The 21,096-nt window shown below is 37.2% G+C and carries 20 protein-coding genes; 6 read left to right on the forward strand and 14 right to left on the reverse strand.

Features of this window, described 5'->3' with window-relative positions:
• Positions 1-27: 27 nt before the first annotated feature.
• The 10 genes from F994_RS13445 to F994_RS13490 form a co-directional block, all read right to left on the reverse strand.
• Positions 28-363 (reverse strand): hypothetical protein, encoded by a 336-nt coding sequence (locus F994_RS13445; protein ID WP_004651087.1) that lies wholly within the window; start codon positions 361-363, stop codon positions 28-30.
• A 186-nt stretch (positions 364-549) separates the two neighbouring features.
• Positions 550-1,239 carry a hypothetical protein gene (locus tag F994_RS13450; RefSeq protein WP_004651088.1) on the reverse strand — a complete coding sequence of 230 codons (690 nt, stop codon included), beginning with the start codon at positions 1,237-1,239 and terminating at the stop codon, positions 550-552.
• A gap of 1,016 nt (positions 1,240-2,255) precedes the next feature.
• Entirely contained in the window at positions 2,256-3,137 is an 882-nt protein-coding gene (locus F994_RS13455; RefSeq protein ID WP_004651089.1) for a SphA family protein, read from the reverse strand.
• 88 nt (positions 3,138-3,225) lie between these two features.
• Positions 3,226-4,146: a catechol 1,2-dioxygenase gene (gene catA, locus F994_RS13460; RefSeq protein WP_004651090.1), complete on the reverse strand. Its 921-nt coding sequence runs from the start codon at positions 4,144-4,146 to the stop codon at positions 3,226-3,228.
• A gap of 142 nt (positions 4,147-4,288) precedes the next feature.
• Complete coding sequence (locus F994_RS13465; protein ID WP_004651091.1) at positions 4,289-5,350, reverse strand: NADH:ubiquinone reductase (Na(+)-transporting) subunit F; 1,062 nt, start codon at positions 5,348-5,350, stop codon at positions 4,289-4,291.
• Between the two features lie 12 nt (positions 5,351-5,362).
• A complete protein-coding gene (locus F994_RS13470; protein ID WP_004651092.1) occupies positions 5,363-5,728 on the reverse strand; it encodes a phenol hydroxylase subunit P4 in 366 nt (121 codons plus the stop codon).
• A gap of 76 nt (positions 5,729-5,804) precedes the next feature.
• Complete coding sequence (locus F994_RS13475; RefSeq protein ID WP_004651093.1) at positions 5,805-7,343, reverse strand: aromatic/alkene/methane monooxygenase hydroxylase/oxygenase subunit alpha; 1,539 nt, start codon at positions 7,341-7,343, stop codon at positions 5,805-5,807.
• Positions 7,344-7,401: 58 nt separating this feature from the next.
• Positions 7,402-7,671, reverse strand: a complete 270-nt coding sequence (locus F994_RS13480) for an MmoB/DmpM family protein (RefSeq protein ID WP_004651095.1) — start codon at positions 7,669-7,671, stop codon at positions 7,402-7,404.
• 12 nt (positions 7,672-7,683) lie between these two features.
• The gene (locus tag F994_RS13485) at positions 7,684-8,688 is read right to left on the reverse strand and encodes an aromatic/alkene monooxygenase hydroxylase subunit beta (protein WP_004651096.1); all 1,005 of its coding nucleotides are present in this window, start codon (positions 8,686-8,688) and stop codon (positions 7,684-7,686) included.
• Positions 8,689-8,706: 18 nt separating this feature from the next.
• Positions 8,707-8,997, reverse strand: coding sequence for a phenol hydroxylase subunit (locus F994_RS13490; protein ID WP_004651097.1), 291 nt, complete (start codon positions 8,995-8,997; stop codon positions 8,707-8,709).
• A gap of 392 nt (positions 8,998-9,389) precedes the next feature.
• Between F994_RS13490 and mobR the strand changes: the two genes are divergently transcribed.
• Positions 9,390-11,075 (forward strand): phenol degradation transcriptional regulator MobR, encoded by a 1,686-nt coding sequence (gene mobR, locus F994_RS13495; RefSeq protein WP_004651098.1) that lies wholly within the window; start codon positions 9,390-9,392, stop codon positions 11,073-11,075.
• 923 nt (positions 11,076-11,998) lie between these two features.
• Complete coding sequence (locus F994_RS13500; RefSeq protein ID WP_004651099.1) at positions 11,999-12,832, forward strand: alpha/beta hydrolase; 834 nt, start codon at positions 11,999-12,001, stop codon at positions 12,830-12,832.
• A gap of 46 nt (positions 12,833-12,878) precedes the next feature.
• Here F994_RS13500 and F994_RS13505 read toward each other — a convergent pair whose 3' ends face one another.
• A complete protein-coding gene (locus F994_RS13505) occupies positions 12,879-13,190 on the reverse strand; it encodes a DUF202 domain-containing protein (RefSeq protein WP_322740056.1) in 312 nt (103 codons plus the stop codon).
• A gap of 5 nt (positions 13,191-13,195) precedes the next feature.
• Entirely contained in the window at positions 13,196-13,552 is a 357-nt protein-coding gene (locus F994_RS13510) for a YidH family protein (protein ID WP_004651101.1), read from the reverse strand.
• A 172-nt stretch (positions 13,553-13,724) separates the two neighbouring features.
• On the opposite strand from F994_RS13510, the gene F994_RS13515 reads away from it, so the two are divergent.
• From F994_RS13515 to F994_RS13525, 3 genes are all read left to right on the forward strand, one after another.
• Positions 13,725-14,216 carry a cupin domain-containing protein gene (locus F994_RS13515; RefSeq protein WP_004651102.1) on the forward strand — a complete coding sequence of 164 codons (492 nt, stop codon included), beginning with the start codon at positions 13,725-13,727 and terminating at the stop codon, positions 14,214-14,216.
• A 243-nt stretch (positions 14,217-14,459) separates the two neighbouring features.
• Positions 14,460-15,536: an MBL fold metallo-hydrolase gene (locus F994_RS13520; protein WP_004651103.1), complete on the forward strand. Its 1,077-nt coding sequence runs from the start codon at positions 14,460-14,462 to the stop codon at positions 15,534-15,536.
• A complete protein-coding gene (locus F994_RS13525) occupies positions 15,533-16,969 on the forward strand; it encodes an MFS transporter (RefSeq protein ID WP_004651104.1) in 1,437 nt (478 codons plus the stop codon). Before F994_RS13520 ends, F994_RS13525 begins: the two co-directional genes overlap by 4 nt.
• A 233-nt stretch (positions 16,970-17,202) precedes the next feature.
• Here F994_RS13525 and F994_RS13530 read toward each other — a convergent pair whose 3' ends face one another.
• Positions 17,203-18,186, reverse strand: a complete 984-nt coding sequence (locus tag F994_RS13530) for an AraC family transcriptional regulator (protein WP_004651106.1) — start codon at positions 18,184-18,186, stop codon at positions 17,203-17,205.
• A gap of 489 nt (positions 18,187-18,675) precedes the next feature.
• Here F994_RS13530 and F994_RS13535 point away from each other — a divergent pair, with 489 nt between their 5' ends.
• Positions 18,676-19,674 carry an AraC family transcriptional regulator gene (locus tag F994_RS13535; RefSeq protein WP_004651107.1) on the forward strand — a complete coding sequence of 333 codons (999 nt, stop codon included), beginning with the start codon at positions 18,676-18,678 and terminating at the stop codon, positions 19,672-19,674.
• Between the two features lie 70 nt (positions 19,675-19,744).
• Here the strand turns inward: F994_RS13535 and F994_RS13540 are convergent, their stop codons facing one another.
• Complete coding sequence (locus tag F994_RS13540) at positions 19,745-21,088, reverse strand: MFS transporter (RefSeq protein WP_004651108.1); 1,344 nt, start codon at positions 21,086-21,088, stop codon at positions 19,745-19,747.
• Between the last annotated feature and the right edge of the window lie 8 nt (positions 21,089-21,096).

The following is a 21,096-nucleotide window of genomic DNA, read 5'->3' on the forward strand; positions in this document are numbered from 1 at the left end:
AATACTCATGGATAAATGATGCAGTCATTATTTATTAGTTTGTTTTAGTGATTTACGAGTAGTTCCAGATCCTAAAATTTTTTTGATTCCAGTAATTTCATTTTCAATGTCCTGTAGATCCTGTTCAAAATCTAGATTTGAAAGTTTCTTTAACAGCTTGACCTGTTTTTTCATTAATTGATCTAGTTCTGCACATGCGAGATTTGCAAAGTTAGATCGGGCGTTCTGGCTTGAGGCCTTTTTTCCATCTTCTGTTGTTGGTCCGGTGGATTTAAGCCACGGTTTATTTTGCATAATCCGTTCACGTTGCTTTCTCCTACGTTCAGGTGTCCAGCTGTTTTTATAGTTGGGAGAGGTGGTCATTCTGTGTCAATTCCATAGCGAAACGAACTAAATAATAGGTCTAAAATCTGACGTTAAAAATGACTAGTTCCATTGTATTTAAGTCAATGAATTATATATAAATATTTTTTGGTGGTTAAACGTCAAAAATAATGTCATTTTGATCAAAAAAAAGGGATTTTGTTTTTAGTGTTAAGTCAAAAATGACTACCTACATGGGAACGCTAGTTTTAGTACATCCATTTCCAAATAAACAATTCTATTTGTATTCATCCATTCATTAAAACTGATGCGGTAATCTTCTTTTAAATTTAGTTTTTCACCGTTTTTTTCCATTGAGCTGGTTAAGCACTTTGTACCTCTTTTCCAGCAATAAAGTAATTTACCGCTATCAATTAAATACTTTTCTATCCTATCTAGATGCACAGAATCTAAAGCTATTACTTCTGATACACAATTACGCCATTCAGTTAAAGTGACCTTTGCATATTTTGTTGGACTGTTGAGAATTATATGTTTTTGGTATTGCATTTCTAACAGGTACAGATAGGCATTAAAAGCACGTGCTTGGCAATCAGCTTCATACAGAATAGAGAAGTATTTTTCCAGTTTTCCTAATCCATACTTGAATTGCGTTTGTATTGGCTCAGGCATTTTTTCATAGCTAATCTTATCTATACTGATGCCTTTATCTGGTGTGTACCTGATAATACCGCCGTGTTCTTTAATCAGATCGGCTAAGCGTTTTGTATTCTGGAGTGAGTAAAGAAATGACTTTTCACTTTCAACTTTATAACGCTTGAACTTTTTAAGTTCTTTCTCAATTTCTTTCGGTGTTTTTATCTTCTTATTTTTATCTGAATCTATTATATCAACGGCGTTATTTACATCACTCATCGTATCTACTTCCTATCTAATAACTTGGCAACATTGTAACGAAGCTGCTAGTTATCATTTTTAGGGAAGACCAATCTATTATATTGTTTAGAGGGCTTAGGCAGAAAATGTAAGAGTGTGGTAGGTGTACCTCACTTTCTAGACTAAGTGGAGGGTAAGGGGGCTAAATAATAATAGGGATAAGCGTTGAGTAATATACTTTGAGTTGTACTCCCGATATAGCAACCAAACCCGAAGAAATGGCCCAGCAGCAAGTAATTTGTATCCCTGTGTGTATCCCTTGTTTTTGATATAAAATTTATTAATTAAAAAACATATACTTATTAATCCAGTTCAATTGTCGCCACCCCAAATACCTAGCTTTATATGACTGAATATGATGTGATATAAGGCGGAAAGGCTTGATTCTAAAAGGATCAAGCCTTTTTTTATGCCTGTATATAACTTTGTATGAATGAGCATATAGCTTGTTGCTGTGTATGGTGGTATGTATAGTGTGAGTTAGTAAAAAGCTATAAATTTTCGGCTTATTTTGCACTATTTTGTTTTTTATTCTGCACTACCTAATGGTATACCAGACAATGCAGGACAGTTTAATTAACGAGTAAAAACAATAACAAAACCAATATCGCCATCCGCCCCGAATTGCTTCCATTTTTCCCGCCTTGGTCTTTAAAAAGCCTTTAAAAATCAATTCTAAAGGCTTTTTTATTGTCCGATTCCATCCAAAGCTATTTGATCCACAAATAAAGTATAGAATGTGGACAATAAATATGGATTTAACGGATATAGAATATAAAAAGGCCCAGCCTAAAAAAACAATATCATCTCTCTAACAATAATAGTTTGTCTTTACGAATAGATCCAAATGGGAAAAATATTGGTCTAGCTGTATGGCAATCTATAAGGCAGTTTCGAATATCGCCATTAAAATTCATTAATGATTTTTATTTTTCAATGGTTTAGTCATAGTCCTCTTTAAATCTTCAAAAAATATAACGATTCAGTTTGCTGTATTAAAAAGCCCAAATAAATTTTAATAATCCTGTATGTCCTTCAGGGCGGTTTTCAACATTGGTTTCTTTTAAATATTTTGCTTCAATAGACCAATTCTGATCCTGATATTGAATAGCAGGACCAACTGCAAGGACTTGTCCTTTTTGACCAATATCATCACCATTGACACGATCTGATTTAACTTGTTTAAAAGCATAACCTTCTATTGCCAATTTGACATGATCATTCAGTTTATAGCCCAAACTGTAGTCACCGGCGAAATATTCTCCGGATTGATAATGCGTGTCGTCATTTTCATCATTAAAGCTATACGACAGTTTGGTTGAAAGATCTAAGCCATTTGCTGGCGCGTAGGTATAAGCAATAATGGGTCGAATGGTATTGTAATTTTTACCAATATTGGCAACCACAGGCTGAGTTGCTGTGGGCGTATCATATTTCCCCGTTGCTACAACGCCCTCAATTGCGCCAATCCAGTGGTGGCTTCCCCTGTGCCAGCCCAACATTGAACCGAAAATTAAATCACCTAAAGCACGGTTATGATCGGACATGCCAGCGGCGGTTAATCTTAGGTCAACCAAAGGTTGTGCTGCATAAAAACCGAGCTGCCCACCCAGATAGTTTTGTTCTGTCATCCAGACCAAGCGTGGGATGAGGGCATTGGCATCTAAATGAAAATCAGAGGGGCCATTGTCCAGCTGACCAGCATGGTAGTTTTGATAGTACGTTAGTAAATAAACACCCGGTGGTGGTAATGCACCCGCCATCATACCTTCAGCACCTAAGGCAAATGAATCGGCACCATTTTCTGTTGCAAATGTGAATGTACTGCTCAAGCCTAGGATTAGGCTCAGAGATAGCTTTAAAGTCAGTTTTTTCATAGAAAATCCTTTTCAATGATGTTGTTATTACAAAGATTGATGTCATCGATAGCGCACCAATAAAACGCTTATTGGTGCGTATTTTGCATTAAGCACTCACACGGCGACGATCGACCTCTGTCGAAGGTGCTTGATCAACTTCTTTAACCAATTCGAAATTAAAAGTGATGTGTTTAAAGGGTTTATCTAGATTGAGTTTTGACATTTCTGTTGAATCGGTAACATCGGTTGCGGTTGCAACCAATCCATCGCGTGTTGCAAAGGCAAAGTCATCCCAAAGGTATTGATCACCCTCAATGTTAAATTGGGTGGTGAGTTTGCGATAACCCGGAGCCGAGACAAAATAATGAACGTGAGAAGGGCGATTACCATGACGCCCCAAGAGGTTGAGAACAGCTTGTGTGGTGCCTTCAGGCGGACAGCCATAGCCTACGGGCATGGTGGTTAAGGCCGTATATTTACCATCTACATCGGTCAAAATCGTGCGACGTAAATTAAATTCAGATTGTGATTTATCAAAGAATGAATAATTGCCTAAACCATTGGCATGCCAAATTTCGACTTTTGCATTGGGGATAATATTTCCCTGAGTATCGGTCACTGTACCTTCAATGACTAAGGTATCGACATGATCTGACTCAGTACCATCATCCATACGTGCAAAACTGACGGATTCAGGTGCGCCAGCCACATACAGTGGGCCTTCGATGGTCCGTGGTGTTCCGCCTATAATTCCTGCCTTAGCATCGGCTTCATCCGCGCGTAAATCTAGATAATGTTCTAAGCCTAAACCCGCAGCGAGTAATCCAAGTTCGTTGGCTTGACCTGCATCGGTGAAATATTCCAAGCCTTTCCAAAGTTCAGTTTGAGAAATATCCAAATCTTCAATGGCCTGAAAAAGATCACCCAGTAAACGCACAACAATTTGCTGCACACGTGGGTTTACTTCACGTATCGCAGTATCTACATTCATTTGTTTTACTAATGTGTCGATTTCTTGACGGTTCATTTTTATCTTCCTTTTTTATCGTGTCATTGTTCCGAATACTCTGAAACGGACATGAAACAGAGCATCCGAAAGGGGGAGAACCAAGTAAAATTGGTTCTATGTCTAGAATTTCTTAAAACGTTTTAATCAGCGTTGTGATTTGCTATATGTGTCTAAATAGCGCTGAGCGAGAGGCGGTTGCTGCACCATCAGCCGCACTTAAGAAGCGTTCGGTATGAATATCTTTTTCAAAGAGACGGCTTTGCATCAGTGTTGAAATAGCCGCATCAATCATGGGCGGTGGGCCACATAAATAAGCTTTATGACCACTGCATTTATTTTCAAAATAATCTGCCACCGCTTCATGCACAAAACCTGTAAATCCTGTCCAGTGATCTTCTGCTTTAGGCGCATTTAGTGCAGGAATGTAGCGGAAGTTTGGATAGTCTTTGACTAAGGTTTCAAACATTTCATGGTTATAGAGTTCAGAAACATCACGCGCGCCTTGGAACAGATAGATGGTCCGTGTATCACCTTGTTCCAAAAGGTCCAAGATCATGGATTGCGGACTGGATAGACCAGAACCACCCGCAATAAAGATGGCATCTTTTTCATCGGATTTACGCACAAAAAACTGCCCATAAGGTCCTGAAACTTCAAGTTCATCACCTACTTGCAGGGTTTCGTGTACATAAGTGGTGGCCGCACCGCCCTGTACTTGGCGAATATGCAACTCAATTACACCTAATTCACTTGGTGCATTGGCAATTGAAAATGCACGGGTCCCTTCAATATTCGGCAATTGAAGATTGATGTATTGCCCAGCCTGAAACTCCATTGGACGGTCAATCTGTAAACGCACACCTTTAATGGTTGGCGACAGTTGTTTGATCTGTAAAACTTTGGCTTGGTAGTCTTGTACCAAGTAACCCAGAAAATCTTCGTCTTCATCAACATCGGCTTCAATCACCATGTCTGATTCAGGCTTGCAGCAGCAAGCAAGGACTTTATTTTCTTCGCGTTCAATGTCCATTAGCGCAAAGGGTGAGGCTTCACCGACATCATAAAAACCGTCCGTGACCTGAACTTTACAGGTGCCACATGTGCCATGACCACAGGCAAAGGGCAGCCAAACACCTTGGCGTAAGGCCGCATCTAAAATGGTTTGATCTTCTTCCACTTCAATGGTCATGCCTACAGGTTCAATCGTGACTTGATAACTCATGATCGTTCTCCCTTATACATGCGTGCCGTTGTAGCCATCTAAACCGGGCGTCACAAAGCGCAGTAGCGATTTATGATCAAAATTTAAATCAGCCAACGTCTGAGAAAAATCGATATCTGTTAATAATTGACGATTGAGGGTGAATTGCACTTTTGACCAATCGATATGTTCAAAATCAGGATGCTGATTGAAACCCGCTTGAATTTGCTGATCAATCAAGTCTTGTAAACTTTGCTGTGGTGAGACTACAAAAGCATGTGCGGCACAAAACAGCGTGTGATGATCCCATCCCACGTAGAGCAACATGTTGTCGCCATAATTTTTTTGTGCATCACGTGCATCAAATTCATAGTTTTTTTGAATCGCTTGTACTGGCATGAGAAAACTCCTAAATTCCTTGTGTGAAGCCATCTCGAAACTTTGATCCATGAGATGACTTCTGATCCTTTTTTACTTAAGCGACATGACCTTTCCATTTTCTCCAACGTTCTTGGTCTGGAGAGCCTTCAATGTCCAGATTGTCTGCACCAACATTAAAGTTGTAGTAATCACGTAAAATACTTTCTAAGTCGGGACCACCACAGTTACCTTGTAAAATTTGATTCACTGGCAACCACGCTTGAATGTATTTTTCAGGTTCACGTTCAAAAATGTCATGACAGCCGTCTGAACAAGTGTGGTAACGCTCGCCTTTATAAATACTGTCACGGTAACTGAACACGGTTGGGTCGCCATCCATTTCAGTAAAGGTCATTGGAATTTGACAAATTTGGCACAGTTGCGGTAAGCCACTGCTATAGAAGCGTTTACCTTCGGCTTCCAACTTACGCGCCAACTCCCATTTCGGACGGTAATATTTGTCGAAAGTGTCTGGATATTTCTCAGATAACCAATCCATTTCTTCGTCGGTTGGAATCCACGTATGGAAACCAGCAGCATGGCCAAAGTTATAGAAAATCCACCATGCTTGATGTGAAATATGCTCTTTTTCTTTCACAATCACGTCTGAATATTTCGGCATACGAATACCGTAACGGCTGAGGTCTTTAAACAATGCACCACCCGCTTCTTCGAAATAGGTTTCCCATGCTTCTTTCCAAGACATCACTTTGTTTGGCAACATGTAATCCATCATCATGCCGACAATCGACAGTAGGCGAGTACCGCGCCAGAACCATTTATCAATCCATTCTTGAACAATCGGCACGTTATCTTCATGCTGTTCCAGTAGGAATTTTACGATTTCCAAACCTAATGTCATGTGGCGTGCTTCATCTGACTGTGCACTAAAACCAAAGGTTACGGTCGCCATATCACCGTTGTAGGCCGCACCTGACATGAACGGCACGAACAATAAGTTGGTGAGTACATATTCAAAGGAGAAACTAATCGCCAGTAAGAATTCGAATGGACCTGCTGAACGTGCATCTTCAAAGAATGATTTTGGTACAGACAAGTACCAAACACGGTCATGCATGTGTGCCCAATCTTGGAAGCCGTCAAAGAACTTGTTGTAATGGCTCATGGCGTGAATTTGCGTTTGCACATGACGCAGTTCATCAATCGATTGCATTTGTGAAGCAATTCGTGCGCCGATTCCGCCAAATTGGCGACCCACATGCGCATAACCTTGATAAGCCTGATATTCCAATGGTGTGACAGCGGTTAAAAACAGTTTAATGGCATTTAAGTAGCGTTCATTGCTGACATTCATTTGACCATTGTTTTGAGAAAATGCATCAAAAATGGCATACAGTTTTTTCTCTTTTTCCGACTGATATTTCCAGTATGAATCCATGGTTAAACGGAACGGGTCTTCCCATTTTGACCAGTCTGTAATTTTAATCCCTTCAAACTCTTCGTAAGGAAAAGCCTCTTTACGATCTGCATAGGAAAAATCCCAATCCAGATCACGGGTCAACATACGATAGCGATCTTTCGCATTGAGTTTTTTGGTTGCAGTTTTAGTCGCGCTTTTTGCTTGGCTATTCATCTTGATCATCCTTTTCAATCTGTTGAAGCGATCGGCTTCTTATATTTTTCGTGTGGGATTAATTCCACTGCAAGGTGAAGGTGTCGTCATCTTCATCAACATTGCCACCTAAGGTGATCATGTTGAGTTGCAATTCTTGAATGTCCCAATCTTGTCCTAGTTTTTCAGACACCGTTTCTGCACGAACCACGAGTTTTCCGATATTTTCCACACGAATCATGGCAGGAAGGTATTGAATGGTGGCCTCAGGGTTATCGTGTTCAATCGCTTCAATGATGTAGCGTGAAGTATCGTTATCTTGTAATGCCAAATAAACTTTTGAGCTCATGTCTACGTATCCTTATGCAACTGAATCTAATTCAAGGGTTAAACCCACTTTTTTACTGCGCTCTGCAATAAAGGCTAAGCCATTGTCAATCGAGGCATTCCCAAGTGCGGTCGTGGCCCATGCACTAAAAGCTTCTGTGACTTGAGGTAAAAGTGTATTGATCCAACCTTGAATTAAGGCTTTATTTTCTTCAGATTCAGCAATGGCTGTTTTTAAAACAGGGTCTGACCATTTGCGTAAATCGGTTAAACAGTCCTTCATAAATTCAGTCAACATCGCCACATCACGTGCGCCTTGTTCAACCAACCATTGATCTAATTCACCATAAACCAGTTCTTGCATTAAGCTGTCGATGAGTAGGTTTTGCAGGACATATAGTTTGAACCAATCTTGTTCGGTTAAGCTTTGCTCACACAGTTTGCGCAGCGGTTGCCAAGCGGTATCATTCATCCAACAGTCTTTGGCTTGTTGTAATGATTCACCCGTATTGCCATCGATCAGTAAACCAATACGAGAGAGGTATTGCGCCATGCCCAAGCGATCCATTGCCGCATAAATACAGGCTTGGGTAATCACGGTGCCATAACCATAGGCACTGCCTGACATCATGTGTAGATTGGCGGTTTGCTCGACATAACGGAATGGCAATAAACAAGTGATGATTTTCTGTTTCACTTCATCACTTAAGTTTTCCACCAAAGCACGCTTTTCAAAAAATGAATAACTCCCTTCCGCGGTCTCTTGTAAACGCGCACGATGCTGTACATATGCACCATAATAAAATTGACGTGGATCTTTAAACGCATACCAATCTTGCATCTGCAAAGCAGTATGGGTGTGATCATTTAAAGTTTTGTCTGGTTTCCACATGGGACGATAGTGAAAATTGGTTGCCCCTTGTACATCAAAACTCACTTCTTGATAACGCGTCGCTGGCTTTTTACCAAAACGGCGTTCGATATAGGCGTAGGTTTGACGAATCGGTTCGAGGTTGGATGTTTTAATTTCTAAAGTCATCACGATTTCCTTATAGGCTTAAGATTGATCTTCTTGATCTAAATGTTTACGAACTTGGCTCAGGACTGTTGGTTCAACGCCATAACGCCATTTATCTTCCTGAGCGTCATTCCATGCTTGCTGTTCAGGAGTCATTTCAACAACATGGTTAATTTCACAAAAATGCTGAAAGGCTTGTTGGGGAAGAATGAGTTCGACAAAAAGTGTTGGGTCGTGGATTGCGAAGTCAAATTCAACAAACTTGGCATGACGGTCGCCTGTTACACGAATGTATTTGGTGAGTTGGTCATGTTGTAGCGTTTGAGTCATTGGAATCATCCTTTTATCTCTACACTGAAATCATTTCAGTGATGCAACCTTGCATTTATTGATAGAGATATATCAAAACGCGTGCCAACTTTAATTAGTTATTATTAATCAATTGTTTATGTTTTTTATCTGCTTTTTTTATATTATTTGAACGATAAAAATTCATGGAATGATGAACATAAAAATGTTTGATTTCATCAAATAATGAATGGTTCGGTGGGGAATTTGAAAATACTTTTTATAGGTCTAGTGATTTATATCTATATGATTTTATAAGTTTAATTTAAAAATACCTTAGAGGTATAAAGTTATGACAATAAGGTAGTAAAGCTTTTTAGTTAGAAGTGGGTAAGATAGGGGGGAGACCTATAGCCAAGGATGGATATTCAGTCATGCCTCAAGCCAAAGATGCGAATTTTTATACTCAAATTTTGGAGAAAAACAAAGATATTCAAGATTTACTGGATAAAATTCAGTTTGATAGTCAGCATGGAAAAATTTGGTTTGAAGAAAACCGTATGCTGCTGATGCATACCAGCATCATGGGTTTTTTAAGAAAAGATTTGTATAACATGTTGGGTTGGGAACGGACTAAGCGTTTTTTTATTCGTTTGGGTTATCAAGCGGGTGTGAGGGATGCAGAAGTCACTTCTAAATTACGTCCGAATTTAAATGAAGCTGAAGCATTTATGGCTGGACCGCAAATGCATGGTATTCGTGGCATGGTTCAAGTTGAAGTCAATGAACTTCAATTAAGTCATGATGAGCATGAATTTTATGCAGATTTTAACTGGCGAAATTCATTTGAAGCGGAAGTTCATTTAAGTGAGTTTGGTGCTTCGGAAGAATCGGCTTGTTGGATGTTATTGGGTTATGCCTGTGGTTATACCAGTCTGGTCATGGGGCAAACCATTATTTATCAAGAAACCCATTGTGTTGCCAAAGGGGATGATTGCTGTCGAATTATTGGTAAACCTTTAGAGGAATGGGAAAATGCCGACGAGCTGATTCAGTTTATGTCACCCGATCCAGTGTCTGATGAATTAATTGCCTTACAGGCGGAACTGAATGAATTAAAGAAAAATATCTATACGGATATAGAAGCAGACTACACCATGTTCAACTCTATTGGTGAATCAGTTGCATATCGTAAAGTCTGTGATCTTTTGAAAAAGGCAGCAGGCAGTAAGGTTGCTGTATTACTGCAAGGCGAAACTGGGGTGGGTAAGGAAGCTTTTGCCCGAGGGATTCATGAAGGTAGTTCCCGTAAAGGGCAGCCATTTGTTGCTGTAAACTGTGCCTGTATTCCGCCAGATTTAATTGAAGCGGAACTTTTTGGTGTAGAAAAAGGCGCATTTACAGGTGCAACGCAAACTCGGAGTGGAAAATTTGAACGTGCCCATCAAGGAACTATTTTTTTAGATGAAGTGATTGAACTTTCACCACGTGCCCAAGCCGCTTTATTGCGGATGTTACAAGAAGGAGAGTATGAGCGAGTTGGTGATCATCAAACTCGAAAGGCTGATGTGCGTCTGGTTGCAGCCACCAATGAAAATTTGGAACAAGCCGTGAAAGAGGGGCGATTCCGTGCTGACTTATATTATCGATTAAACATTTTCCCTGTCATTATTCCACCGCTACGTGAGCGCCGTGATGATATTCCGTTATTGATTACGCACTTCTTATCACGTTTTGAAAATATGTATGGAAAGACTTTAAAAGGTTTAAGTGACAAAGCCAAAAACTTTGTGATGACTTATGAATGGCCCGGCAATATTCGTGAACTTGAAAATTTATTAGAGCGGGCGACCTTACTGACGGATCATCAGCAGGAAATTAAACTTAGTCATTTGTTTCCGCAGATTAAACAAGATATTGAAAAAAAGCCTGAAAAAGTAGACTTAGATGCCGTGATACAAGATGGCTTTTGTTTGGAAGATCATGAAAGGCAACTGATTTTTATCGCAATGCAAAAAGTGAATCATAATGTTTCTGAAGCCGCCCGTGTACTGGGTATTAGCCGAGCGGCTCTGGATTATCGTTTAAAAAAGCAGGCTAGTAATGCTAAGAAAGCGTAGATTTTAATTAAGCACAGATTGACTATTATGATTGGTTTTTTTAAAGACAAACTTTTCAAGATTGCTTGATATGGCTTAAAGCCTTCTAAAATGAACTTAGCAATCAATTTGATGAGGTCTTTAGTCTTACCATAAGCAATCTATTGATCAAGGGCTTCATAATAAAATAAGCGATTTTTAATGATCAACATATGGTGGTTAACCTATTTCCATAATTGTAAATTCATTAATAGGTGAAGAGTACGGCTATTTCTATCAATCATGCGGTATTTCATCTCAAGATGATTATTGACTAATGCTAAAATTGTCTCGAATACTTCACTTGCATCTAGTCTCGACACCTTTTAAATAGAGTATTCCATTTGTCGAATCCAAGTGATAAGCCTAGCTATGGGCGAACTAACTATGCCAGAAAAACCAAAGAGTCCTAAGCAAAAATAAAGATTAAAGAAATAATAAAAACTAAAAACCTTAAATTAAAAATGCCGTTGACAATGTAGAGTTAGGTCGACTGCATACTCAAGTTGTGCCTTGAAAAATAGATATAGAGATTTTTTAAATTTAAAATATTTATGCAATAGAGCTATTTTTTAATAAAATTTAATATTAGACTTTTTTCATAAGTCATTTTTTAAACAATAATAAATTAACAATGGATATTCCCTCTCCTTTTTAAGGAGAGGGCTAGGGTGAGGATTTTATTTCCCCCCCTCATCCTAACCTTCTCCCAAAGGGAGAAGGAACTTTCAATATTAATTCCACTGCCAATTGATGATTATTTGTTAATTTATGAAAGAGTTCTATTGATTAAGATGGTTTTTTGATAACTAAATAAAGTGTATAAAGAAAAATAATTTTTGAATATGTAAAATTTATAAAAATATATTAAATATAAAGTTGGATGGGTTAATAGAGTGACAGGTATGGAAGAAAATAAGTTTGAAAATGATTATGTTATTGGGCAAAAAAATGCCAATTACAATCAGGTTATGGATAGAATTGAAGAGCTAAATCGTCTAGTACTCATTAATAAAGAATGGAAAAAAAATATATATTATGGTTTTCATGCACGTGAATGCTTTGATGTTTGCTATGCAGTAGGTAAAGCAAAAGCAATTCTGGTTTATTTACATGCTGGGTATTGGCAATCAAGAGATAAGAATCAATTTTATTTTATAGCCGATCATTTAGCTGAACTAGGATATCATATTGCGATTATGAATTATCCCCTTTGCCCAGAAGTCAGTATTGAAAAAATAAGAACTTCTTTAAGTTATGGGTTATTAACTGTGAAAACTTACTTAAATGATCCCTCTAACAACTTGCCTATGTATATTTGTGGTCATTCAGCAGGCGCTCACTTAACAACAGAGCTGGTATTAAATGCCAAAGAGATAATAAAAGATCAGTTAAATATTAAGGGCATTATTCCTATTAGCGGCATATATGATTTAGAGCCTTTAATATCCACCAGTCTAAATATAAAGATTAAATTAAATCAAATTCAGGCAAGAAATAACTCGCCAATATTAAGAGTTTCTAAAGATTTAGTACCGGCTGAATTTTTTGTTGGCAATCATGAAACGCAAGCTTTTATTCAACAGTCGCAAGAAATGAAAGATCAATGGGAACTTAAGGGGAATGCTGCGAATTTTACTATTCTTAAGAATAGTGATCATTTTAGCTTGCTTTTTCACTTCCTTGAAGATGGAGAAATCGTAGAATCAATTGAACGGCTGTATAATTCTACAACTTGATGAGTTCTAAAGATTATGAGAAAACTACTTTTTAAAAGTGGTTTTTTTATAAATAAATAATACAGATAGCGAAGAGAGCCAAAATAATTGTGAAAATACCAGAAGACAATAATAAGAGACGATGGATAAATGAATTCTTACTCTTTGTACTAAGTGTGGTTATTTTTTTAAAATTAATCAGCAGAGTAAAATAATAAAAATTAATGATTAAGGCAATAAAAATAGGAATATAAAATAGGGCAGAGGGTTTGCTCATCAAAATTTTAAAGAAGGTGAAATTGATTATAATATAAGAAAATAAACTTCTTTCTAGGGATAAAAAAGTTCTTTCGGGTTGAAGTCCATTATCTTGCATCATTATTCCTATTTCATATGAATAAAAATGAATACAATCAAAATTAAGCTAAAAATTGATAACAATGGAGCCATACAGGGATAAGGAAGTGACTGTTTGGTTCTAAGCGCGTATTCAACTCTGAACCAACGAAAAATCGCACTCACGCTAAGAATAATAGAAAGTAAAATTAGAGCGATAAAAATCTGATGTGCGATGACTTTTTCAATCCTTCCATGACTCAGAGTAATAAATGCAACTGCACCTACTAATATTGCAAGTGCTGTTCTATTCCATGCCAAAAATGTTCTTTCATTGGCAAGCGTAAAACGAGGATCTGGATCTTCACCATCTGTTAATTTTATAATTTTAAATAAATTTTTCATAAAATTTTTATGATTAGTCAAAATTTTAACTATATATAAATTAATAATGAGGAATATGCATTTTTTATTTTTATGTATGTGTTTTATCCATTTTTTTGAATAAATTGTCATGAAAAAATGGATAGTGAAAATGTTGAAAAATTGTTTGAATGATAAAAAAGGGAGTATCAAAATGGAAATGTTAAATCAAAAAAATTTATCGTCTTTAGTATTCAGTGAATCACGTTTAAATAAAGAACTTAAAAATATTAAATGGAATGTGTTGGGTCATGTATATGAACCTATTGTAGGGGGGGATCAACAGTCAAGTTTTGCATGGATTTCGAATGACCCTTCAGGTACTTTTGTTCCGCCTCATATGCATCCAGTTCAGGATGAACATGCTTTTATTCTTGAGGGCGAGTATTCACTTTATCTGGATGGTGAATGGACAACCGCCAAAGCGGGCGATTACCTTTACTGGCCACGTGGCACTACACATGGTTATAAAGTCACTTCGGCTGGACCTGCCAAAGGTATTTTTTGGGTAAGTCCGGGTAATGATTTAGCCAGTCTATTCTCAGAATTGCATAATTTAACAGATCCAGCAAAGGTGGTTCAGGTATCGGCAGCTCGTAATATTCGTTTTATCGATCCTGCACGACTTCCGAATTGTGAGTTTTAAGTACTGAAAATAATATATTTTTATAAAAAGCTTTCAATATTTTGAAAGCTTTTTTTTGTTTTAAAAAGGGATATTGGGCTTAATTTTATACTTTAAGAATATGATCTAATTTTAAAAGATTTTTATAATAAAAAAATGATTTAAATTACGCATAGTGAATTTTTAAAAATTGCATATTGGCCCGTTAATCTACTCAATTATATTAACAACGTGTTATTAGCATAAATTAAAAAGGACTATTCAATGACAATTAATAATCAACAAGGAATGAAAATTATTGCTTTAGGTACCGGCGGTGGTCCAATCGTATCCAGTTCTAGGGCAGGTATTTCAACGGCTATTTGTGTCGACAATGCGACCTATATTGTGGACTGTGGTATGGGCAGTATTCGCAATTATAGAAGTCATGCCACGTGGGGCGAGTTGCGTGGTATTTTCATCACTCATCATCATTCTGACCATATTTATGATCTAGGTTCTTACTTGTTCACAGGTTGGCAAGTGCCTGGCGAATCTTTCAGTCAACCCATTCAAATTTATGGTCCTGGCAAGCCCCTACAAAACCCCGCTATGCCTGCTCACTCACATCCAAAGATTAAAGGCTGTTGTGGTGGCGATCATCCAATGGTCGGGACGGCTGCTATGGTCGATGCCTTAATCCATAATGTGTTTGCCTCCGATATTGCGATTCGGATGGCAGATGAAGGACGTTCCAGCCCAACAGAATGGATTAAAGCATTTGATATTCAAATTCCAGAAAAGGCCAAAGCCGATCCGGTGCATAACCGACATCCCAAAATGGAACCTTTTGTTATTTATGAAGATGAGTTGGTTAAAGTCAGCACAATCTTGGTGGATCATCGTTTATGTTTTCCTGCTTTTGGCTTCAGATTCGATTCTAAATATGGTTCTGTGGTCATTTCAGGCGATACGACTTATTCTAAAAACTGTATTTTATTGGCCAAAGATGCAGATGTGTTAATGCATGAAGTCATCGATCTGGATGCAATTTTAGCGACTTTCCCTGAAGGACCAACACGAAATGGTATTGCTGTTCATCTTGAAGAATCTCATACTTCTTATGAAAAAGTAGGTCTGGTTGCTCAAGAAGCCAATGTTAAGGCACTTATTTTGCATCACATTGTGCCCAATACACCCGACTCAGCAGATGTCCAAAAAATGGTGAACGTTGCTCAAAATGATTTCGATGGCTTGATCTTGGCAGCAGAAGACAATGACACTTTCAATGTCATCGATATTGTTAAATCTCGTCTGGAAGAGGGCAAAGCTCGTGAGTTAATTCGGGAGGCAAATATATGAAGAGCCAAACCAAAAATTTCCCGACTTCACTTGTGGAGTCGCTTGAGACAGGAAAAATTACTAATCGGGCGTGGTTAATCACCGGAATGTTGATCATATTCCAGATGGTTAACTTTGCCGATAAAGCGGTATTAGGACTGGTGGCTGAACCGGCAATGCGCGAATTGGGTATGTCGAGTAGTCAATTTGGTTTTATTGGAAGTTCTTTTTTCTTCTTGTTTGCCATTTCCTCTATTGTAGTGGGATTACTGGCGGCAAAAATACAAACCCGCTGGATTCTACTTACCATGGGAATTGCATGGGCTGTTTTACAATTTCCCATGCTTCTAGGAGGAGGGATAACGCTCTTATTGATGACACGAATTATTTTAGGTGCGGCAGAAGGGCCTGCTACACCTATTACTTTGCAACATATTCATGGATGGTACGAGCCAAAGGAACGTGGCTTACCAAGTAGTTTGGTTGCCATAGGATCGACCTTAGGCCCTATTATTGCTGCTCCAATTTTAGCGGCTATTATTGCTCATCCGTCTTATGGATGGAGATGGGCATTCGGTTTTTTAGGAATATTCGGTCTGGGCTGGAGCCTATTATGGTTTTTAATTGCAAAAGAAGGACCATATAGCCATATTAAAGCGAAACAACAACTGACTCAACCTAAGCCCTTGGTTCATCCAAATACAAGTTATATTAATAATAAAAGTATTGCTGAGTTTTCAGACTTACTAAAAGTAGTCCCTTTATTTAAGGTCTTTTTCTCGCCGATGTTTATCTCTGCATTTTTAGCCGGTGCTGGATGCTTCTGGGCTATGGGCTTTTTAACAACTTGGGCACCTCGTTATTTGTCGGCAGTACTTAGCACTTCTCCACAGATGATCGGAATGATTTCGACATTTCCCTGGATATTTGGTGCTTTGACCTTACTGGTGGCAGGTTATCTATCGAAAATTTTAATGAAGAAAGGGAGCTCTGTACATAAATCAATGGGCTGTGTATTTGGATGCTTAATTTTAATGTCAGGTATTTTCTTTCTGTTATTACCTTATACCACGGGCATTGCAGCCGTTTGCGTTCTGACTATTGCAGCAGGTTTGGCAATGACATTCCCACTGGCACCTATTACTTTAGCTTATAGTATCTGTTCTAAACAACGAGCAGCTGTTATGGCGACAGTCACCGCATTGGCATCGTTAGGTGGAATGATTTCACCGACTATGGTGGGAATGTTTATGGAATCGGCAGGCTATATTCAGCCGATGAAAGGAATACTTCCCGATGCTGCAATGTTAGGCAAACTGGTCACAGGAATGAATCTAAGTTTTTCATATATTGGTGTCTATTTACTAACTGTAGGATTAGCGGCAATTCTGTTCCTTAATCCAGATAAAACGGCAAAAAAATTGCAAAATGATATCGAAGTCAAAAATGACTAAATAATGCAAGTAAGTCAGTTTTTAAAATCTGATGTAAATAAATAAAAAGAGTGCTTGATTTATAAAGTGCTCTTTTTATTTGAATTTATTTTAAGATTTTTTTAAAAAAATTAAAAACCAGATAAAGAATAAATATTTAAAATAGATTAAATCACAGTAGTTTTAATTCAAATAATCATCTTTATATACAAACCAACTGTATTATTAAAACAGTCGGTTTAAACAGCCTTATACTATTTATTGTTTTTTAGTGTTTCAGAAGGAAACTCTCCGAAACGGGTTTTATATTCTTGGGAAAATCGTCCTAATTGCTGGAAACCGCAGTCCATGGCAATACTTGAAACATTTTCCCAGGGCTTGATCTCTTTTAAACGCTTATAGGTTTCTTCAAAGCGTAAATTACGCAGATAGGCAACAGGGGATTGACCAAAATAGGTATGAAAATCGCGATATAATCTTTCACGAGAAATTCCCAAGATTTTCTCAACTTCGCTTAATTTTAAAGGTTGCGATAAATTTTCTTTAAATAAACTTTCAATATAATTTAAATAAGAAGGTTTTCCCTGTAAACGGCGTTCAAGTTCTAAACTGTAATTGTGCGGTTGAGAAGTGAGTAAAAGAGCAATCAGATTATTTTCAAAATTATTCCAAATCCCTTGTAAATCCACAACAGAATCATATTCTAATAAGAATTCTTGCAAACTCATGGCTAAATTGAACCATTGTTTAATTGAACCTTGCATCGGGGCTTGAATATCAAAAATTAACGGCCGAGTAATTTTATAGCCCAACATCCGGATAAGATGATTTTCCATATTTTTTTTGGAAATTCGAATCATTTGCTTTTGGCAGTTGGGTTCCAAAACCATAGAAAAGGGTTGATCAGGTGAAAATATTGCCGCTACATTATTAGTAGAATATATAGTTGAAGATTTAACTTTAATTTCTTGTACGCCCTCAAGCGGCACATTAAAAATATAACAATGCTGTAAATTATCAATATTAATATTTACAAGTGTTGAGTACTGGATTTTACCAAAAGTGGTTTCACCAATTTGTATACCTTCATGTAAAAAATTAATTTGTTTCGGATTTGGAATATGTAACTGGTGGGGACCATTTACCTTGATTGTCCAGTCTAAAACCTCTTGAGATTGATGAAAATGAGCAAAAAATTTTTTAGGCAGCCAATTTTCACTTTTTCCTAACTCAATCATTTCTATATCCTTATATCTTGATCAGAGAGAACTGTTATTTTAGTATCTTAAATAATCTATTTTTAAGTTATATTAAAAAATATATAAGAGCAATGAGTATATATAACAAAAAAATGTTTTATGTAAGGATTATAATGTAAGAAAAAACTATAAATAATATATTTCATTGATATATATAATTCAAAAATAGCATCTAGAGGTAATATACTTCATTAATATGGTTTAATACTTTATAGGTATAAATAATTTATTAAGAGTTGTAGGGTATTTAAAAATATATAAATAAAATAATTTTTAGAATAAGTATGGGTTATCTATATGATTTTAATAGTCATAGAGTTGATAGTTTTACCAAATAATAAATTTAATAATAAGTTATAGAGGGTGAAGTGATTTTAAAAAATTGTAAAAATGAGATTAATCTATTCAGTATGAGTATTTAGCTGATATATTAATGAGGATAATAAACTTTAGCTAGGTGAAAATGGAATGCAATCACTAAGCCAACAAAATTTTGAATTAAATCACTATTCTAGTAAAGCTGATTTTGCTCAAAATTTGATGTCAACTATTTGTGGTGAACATCGTCTGGATACAAGTTGCCGAGATACTTTGGATTTTCATTATGATGGCATGCGCTTACCTCATAAAAGAATGACGATTGGTACAATTTCTTATGGTGCCAATGTTGCAATTAATACTTCTAATCTTAAAGCCTATAGTATCAGCCTGCCTGTGAGCGGAAAACAAATTTTAAATATGCGTGGGGAACGTTATTTATCAGATGAAAAAAATGGCTTGATCGTTTCCAATGCAGATTTACAAGATCTGACGATCGATAAAGATTGCAAAAAGCTTCAGGTGGTCGTTCCAGAACAAAGTCTACAAAGTGTTTTAGCTGATTTGCTTCATCAGCCAGTGGAAAAATCGGTTGTTTTTAATCCCAAAATGCATTTTGACTCAGAACATTTAATTAATGCTTGGTGGAAGAACATTCAGAATTTTTTACAGTGTAAATCACAATATACTGGTTTTTATGGATTACCCTTACTGGCTGAAGATTATGAAAATTTTATAATTAAAGCTTTATTGTTGTCTCAAGAAAATAATTATTCAGAACAGCTGAAACAATTATCCACTCAAACACAGCCTACTTATATCCAAAGAGTACACAAATTTATCCTTACCCATGCCCAAGAAGATATTTGTGTTGATCATTTACAAGACTTGGCAGGCGTTTCAAAATCAAAACTATATGAAGAGTTTCAGCATTACTATGGGACTAGCCCGATGGCATATTTAAAAAAACATCGGTTACAGCAAATTTATAAAGTATTGAGTGCATCTGGCCTCAATCGAAAAATATCAATTTCACAATTGGCTTCTAAATGGGGATTTAATCATTTAAGTCGGTTTTCTCAAGAGTATCGTGAGGAATTTGGTGAAAACCCGAGTGAAACTAAAAATAAATTTATGGATATCAATTAATATCTTAAAAATCAAAAATAAAGAACCTAATTTAAATGATTTAAATTAGGTTCTTCAATTTCAGATGAGTCTAAGCTAGTTCTTCAATTTTAGATTGATTTTGTCGTTTGGATTTTTCACTGAGCACTTTTAAACTTAGTGCAATAAATGAAATAAAAGTAGGGATCGCAAGAATATAGAATAAACTACTTAAACTTAGGTCAAATGTGAAAATTAAAGATCCAAAGAAAGCCCCTAAAATTGCGCCAATTCGACCAATCCCATGCATCCATGAGACGCCGACAGCTCGACAGGTTGAAGGATAGGAAATAGCGGCTAAAGGCAGTAAGGACGATTGAGCGCCCGCCAGCAAAGCACCAATTAAGAAGATGGTGATTCCAAAAAATAATAGATCTGAGCTTAGAAAGCCCGCTACAATAAATAAGCCAAAAGCAATCAGATAAGAATAGCGAATCACCTTGGTTGGGTTGGTTTTATCCATATACCAGCCCATAATTGTGGCACCAATTACACCGCCAAAAGGGAATATAGCGGCGATTAAGCTAAATTGCTGAGTGGTAAAACCTGCGGTTTTTAAAATGGTTGGCATCCAACTGGTTAACAGGTAAAAAACCAGTAAGCTCATAAAACAGCAAAGCCACAACATACTTGAGCTGACTAAATATTTACCTAGTACTTGTTTAACCGGACTTTGGTTAGACTGAACTTCAGTTTGAGCAAGTTTGATGGTAACTGCTTCGGAAAAAGGCTTGCCTTGAATGGTTTCTAAAATACGCTGTGCTTTTAAAGGTTGATTATTTTTAATTAAATATTGGGTAGATTCGGGTAATTTAAGGATCAGTATGATGACCAGAATAAGTGGAATAATCCCCCCAATAATAATTACTTTAGCCCAACCTAGATTTTCCAATAAATAAGCAGACAATAGCCCGCCACATGAAATCCCGAGCATAAAGCCACAGCCTGCCAATCCGGTTAAGAATGCTTTACGTTTCGCAGGCATATACTCTGAAACAATGGTACTGATATTCGGCATGGCAGCTCCTAAGCCAATACCGGTAATGAATCGATAAATCATCAACTCTTGTGTAGAAGTGGCAAAGCCACAAAGCACGGTAAATGTAGCGAAAAGCAGGGTGGTGGATGTAATGACTTTCTTACGCCCAAATTTATCGGCAAGCGGGCCAGACAGAATTGCGCCAATCGACATACCCACTAAAGCCGCACTGAGTACGGGTGCAAGTTGAGGTTTGCTTATGCCCCAATCATCCAGTAATGCAGGCGCAATAAAACCGATAATCCCGGTATCCAATCCATCACAAAAAAATACTAAGAAGCCAAGTGCAAATACCAGCCATTGTAACGGTGATAGTTTTTCGCGGTCTATCACCGCATTAATCTCAATTGTTTTCATCTTTAATC

It is taken from the genome of Acinetobacter bohemicus ANC 3994, from assembly GCF_000367925.1.
Lineage (GTDB): Bacteria > Pseudomonadota > Gammaproteobacteria > Pseudomonadales > Moraxellaceae > Acinetobacter > Acinetobacter bohemicus.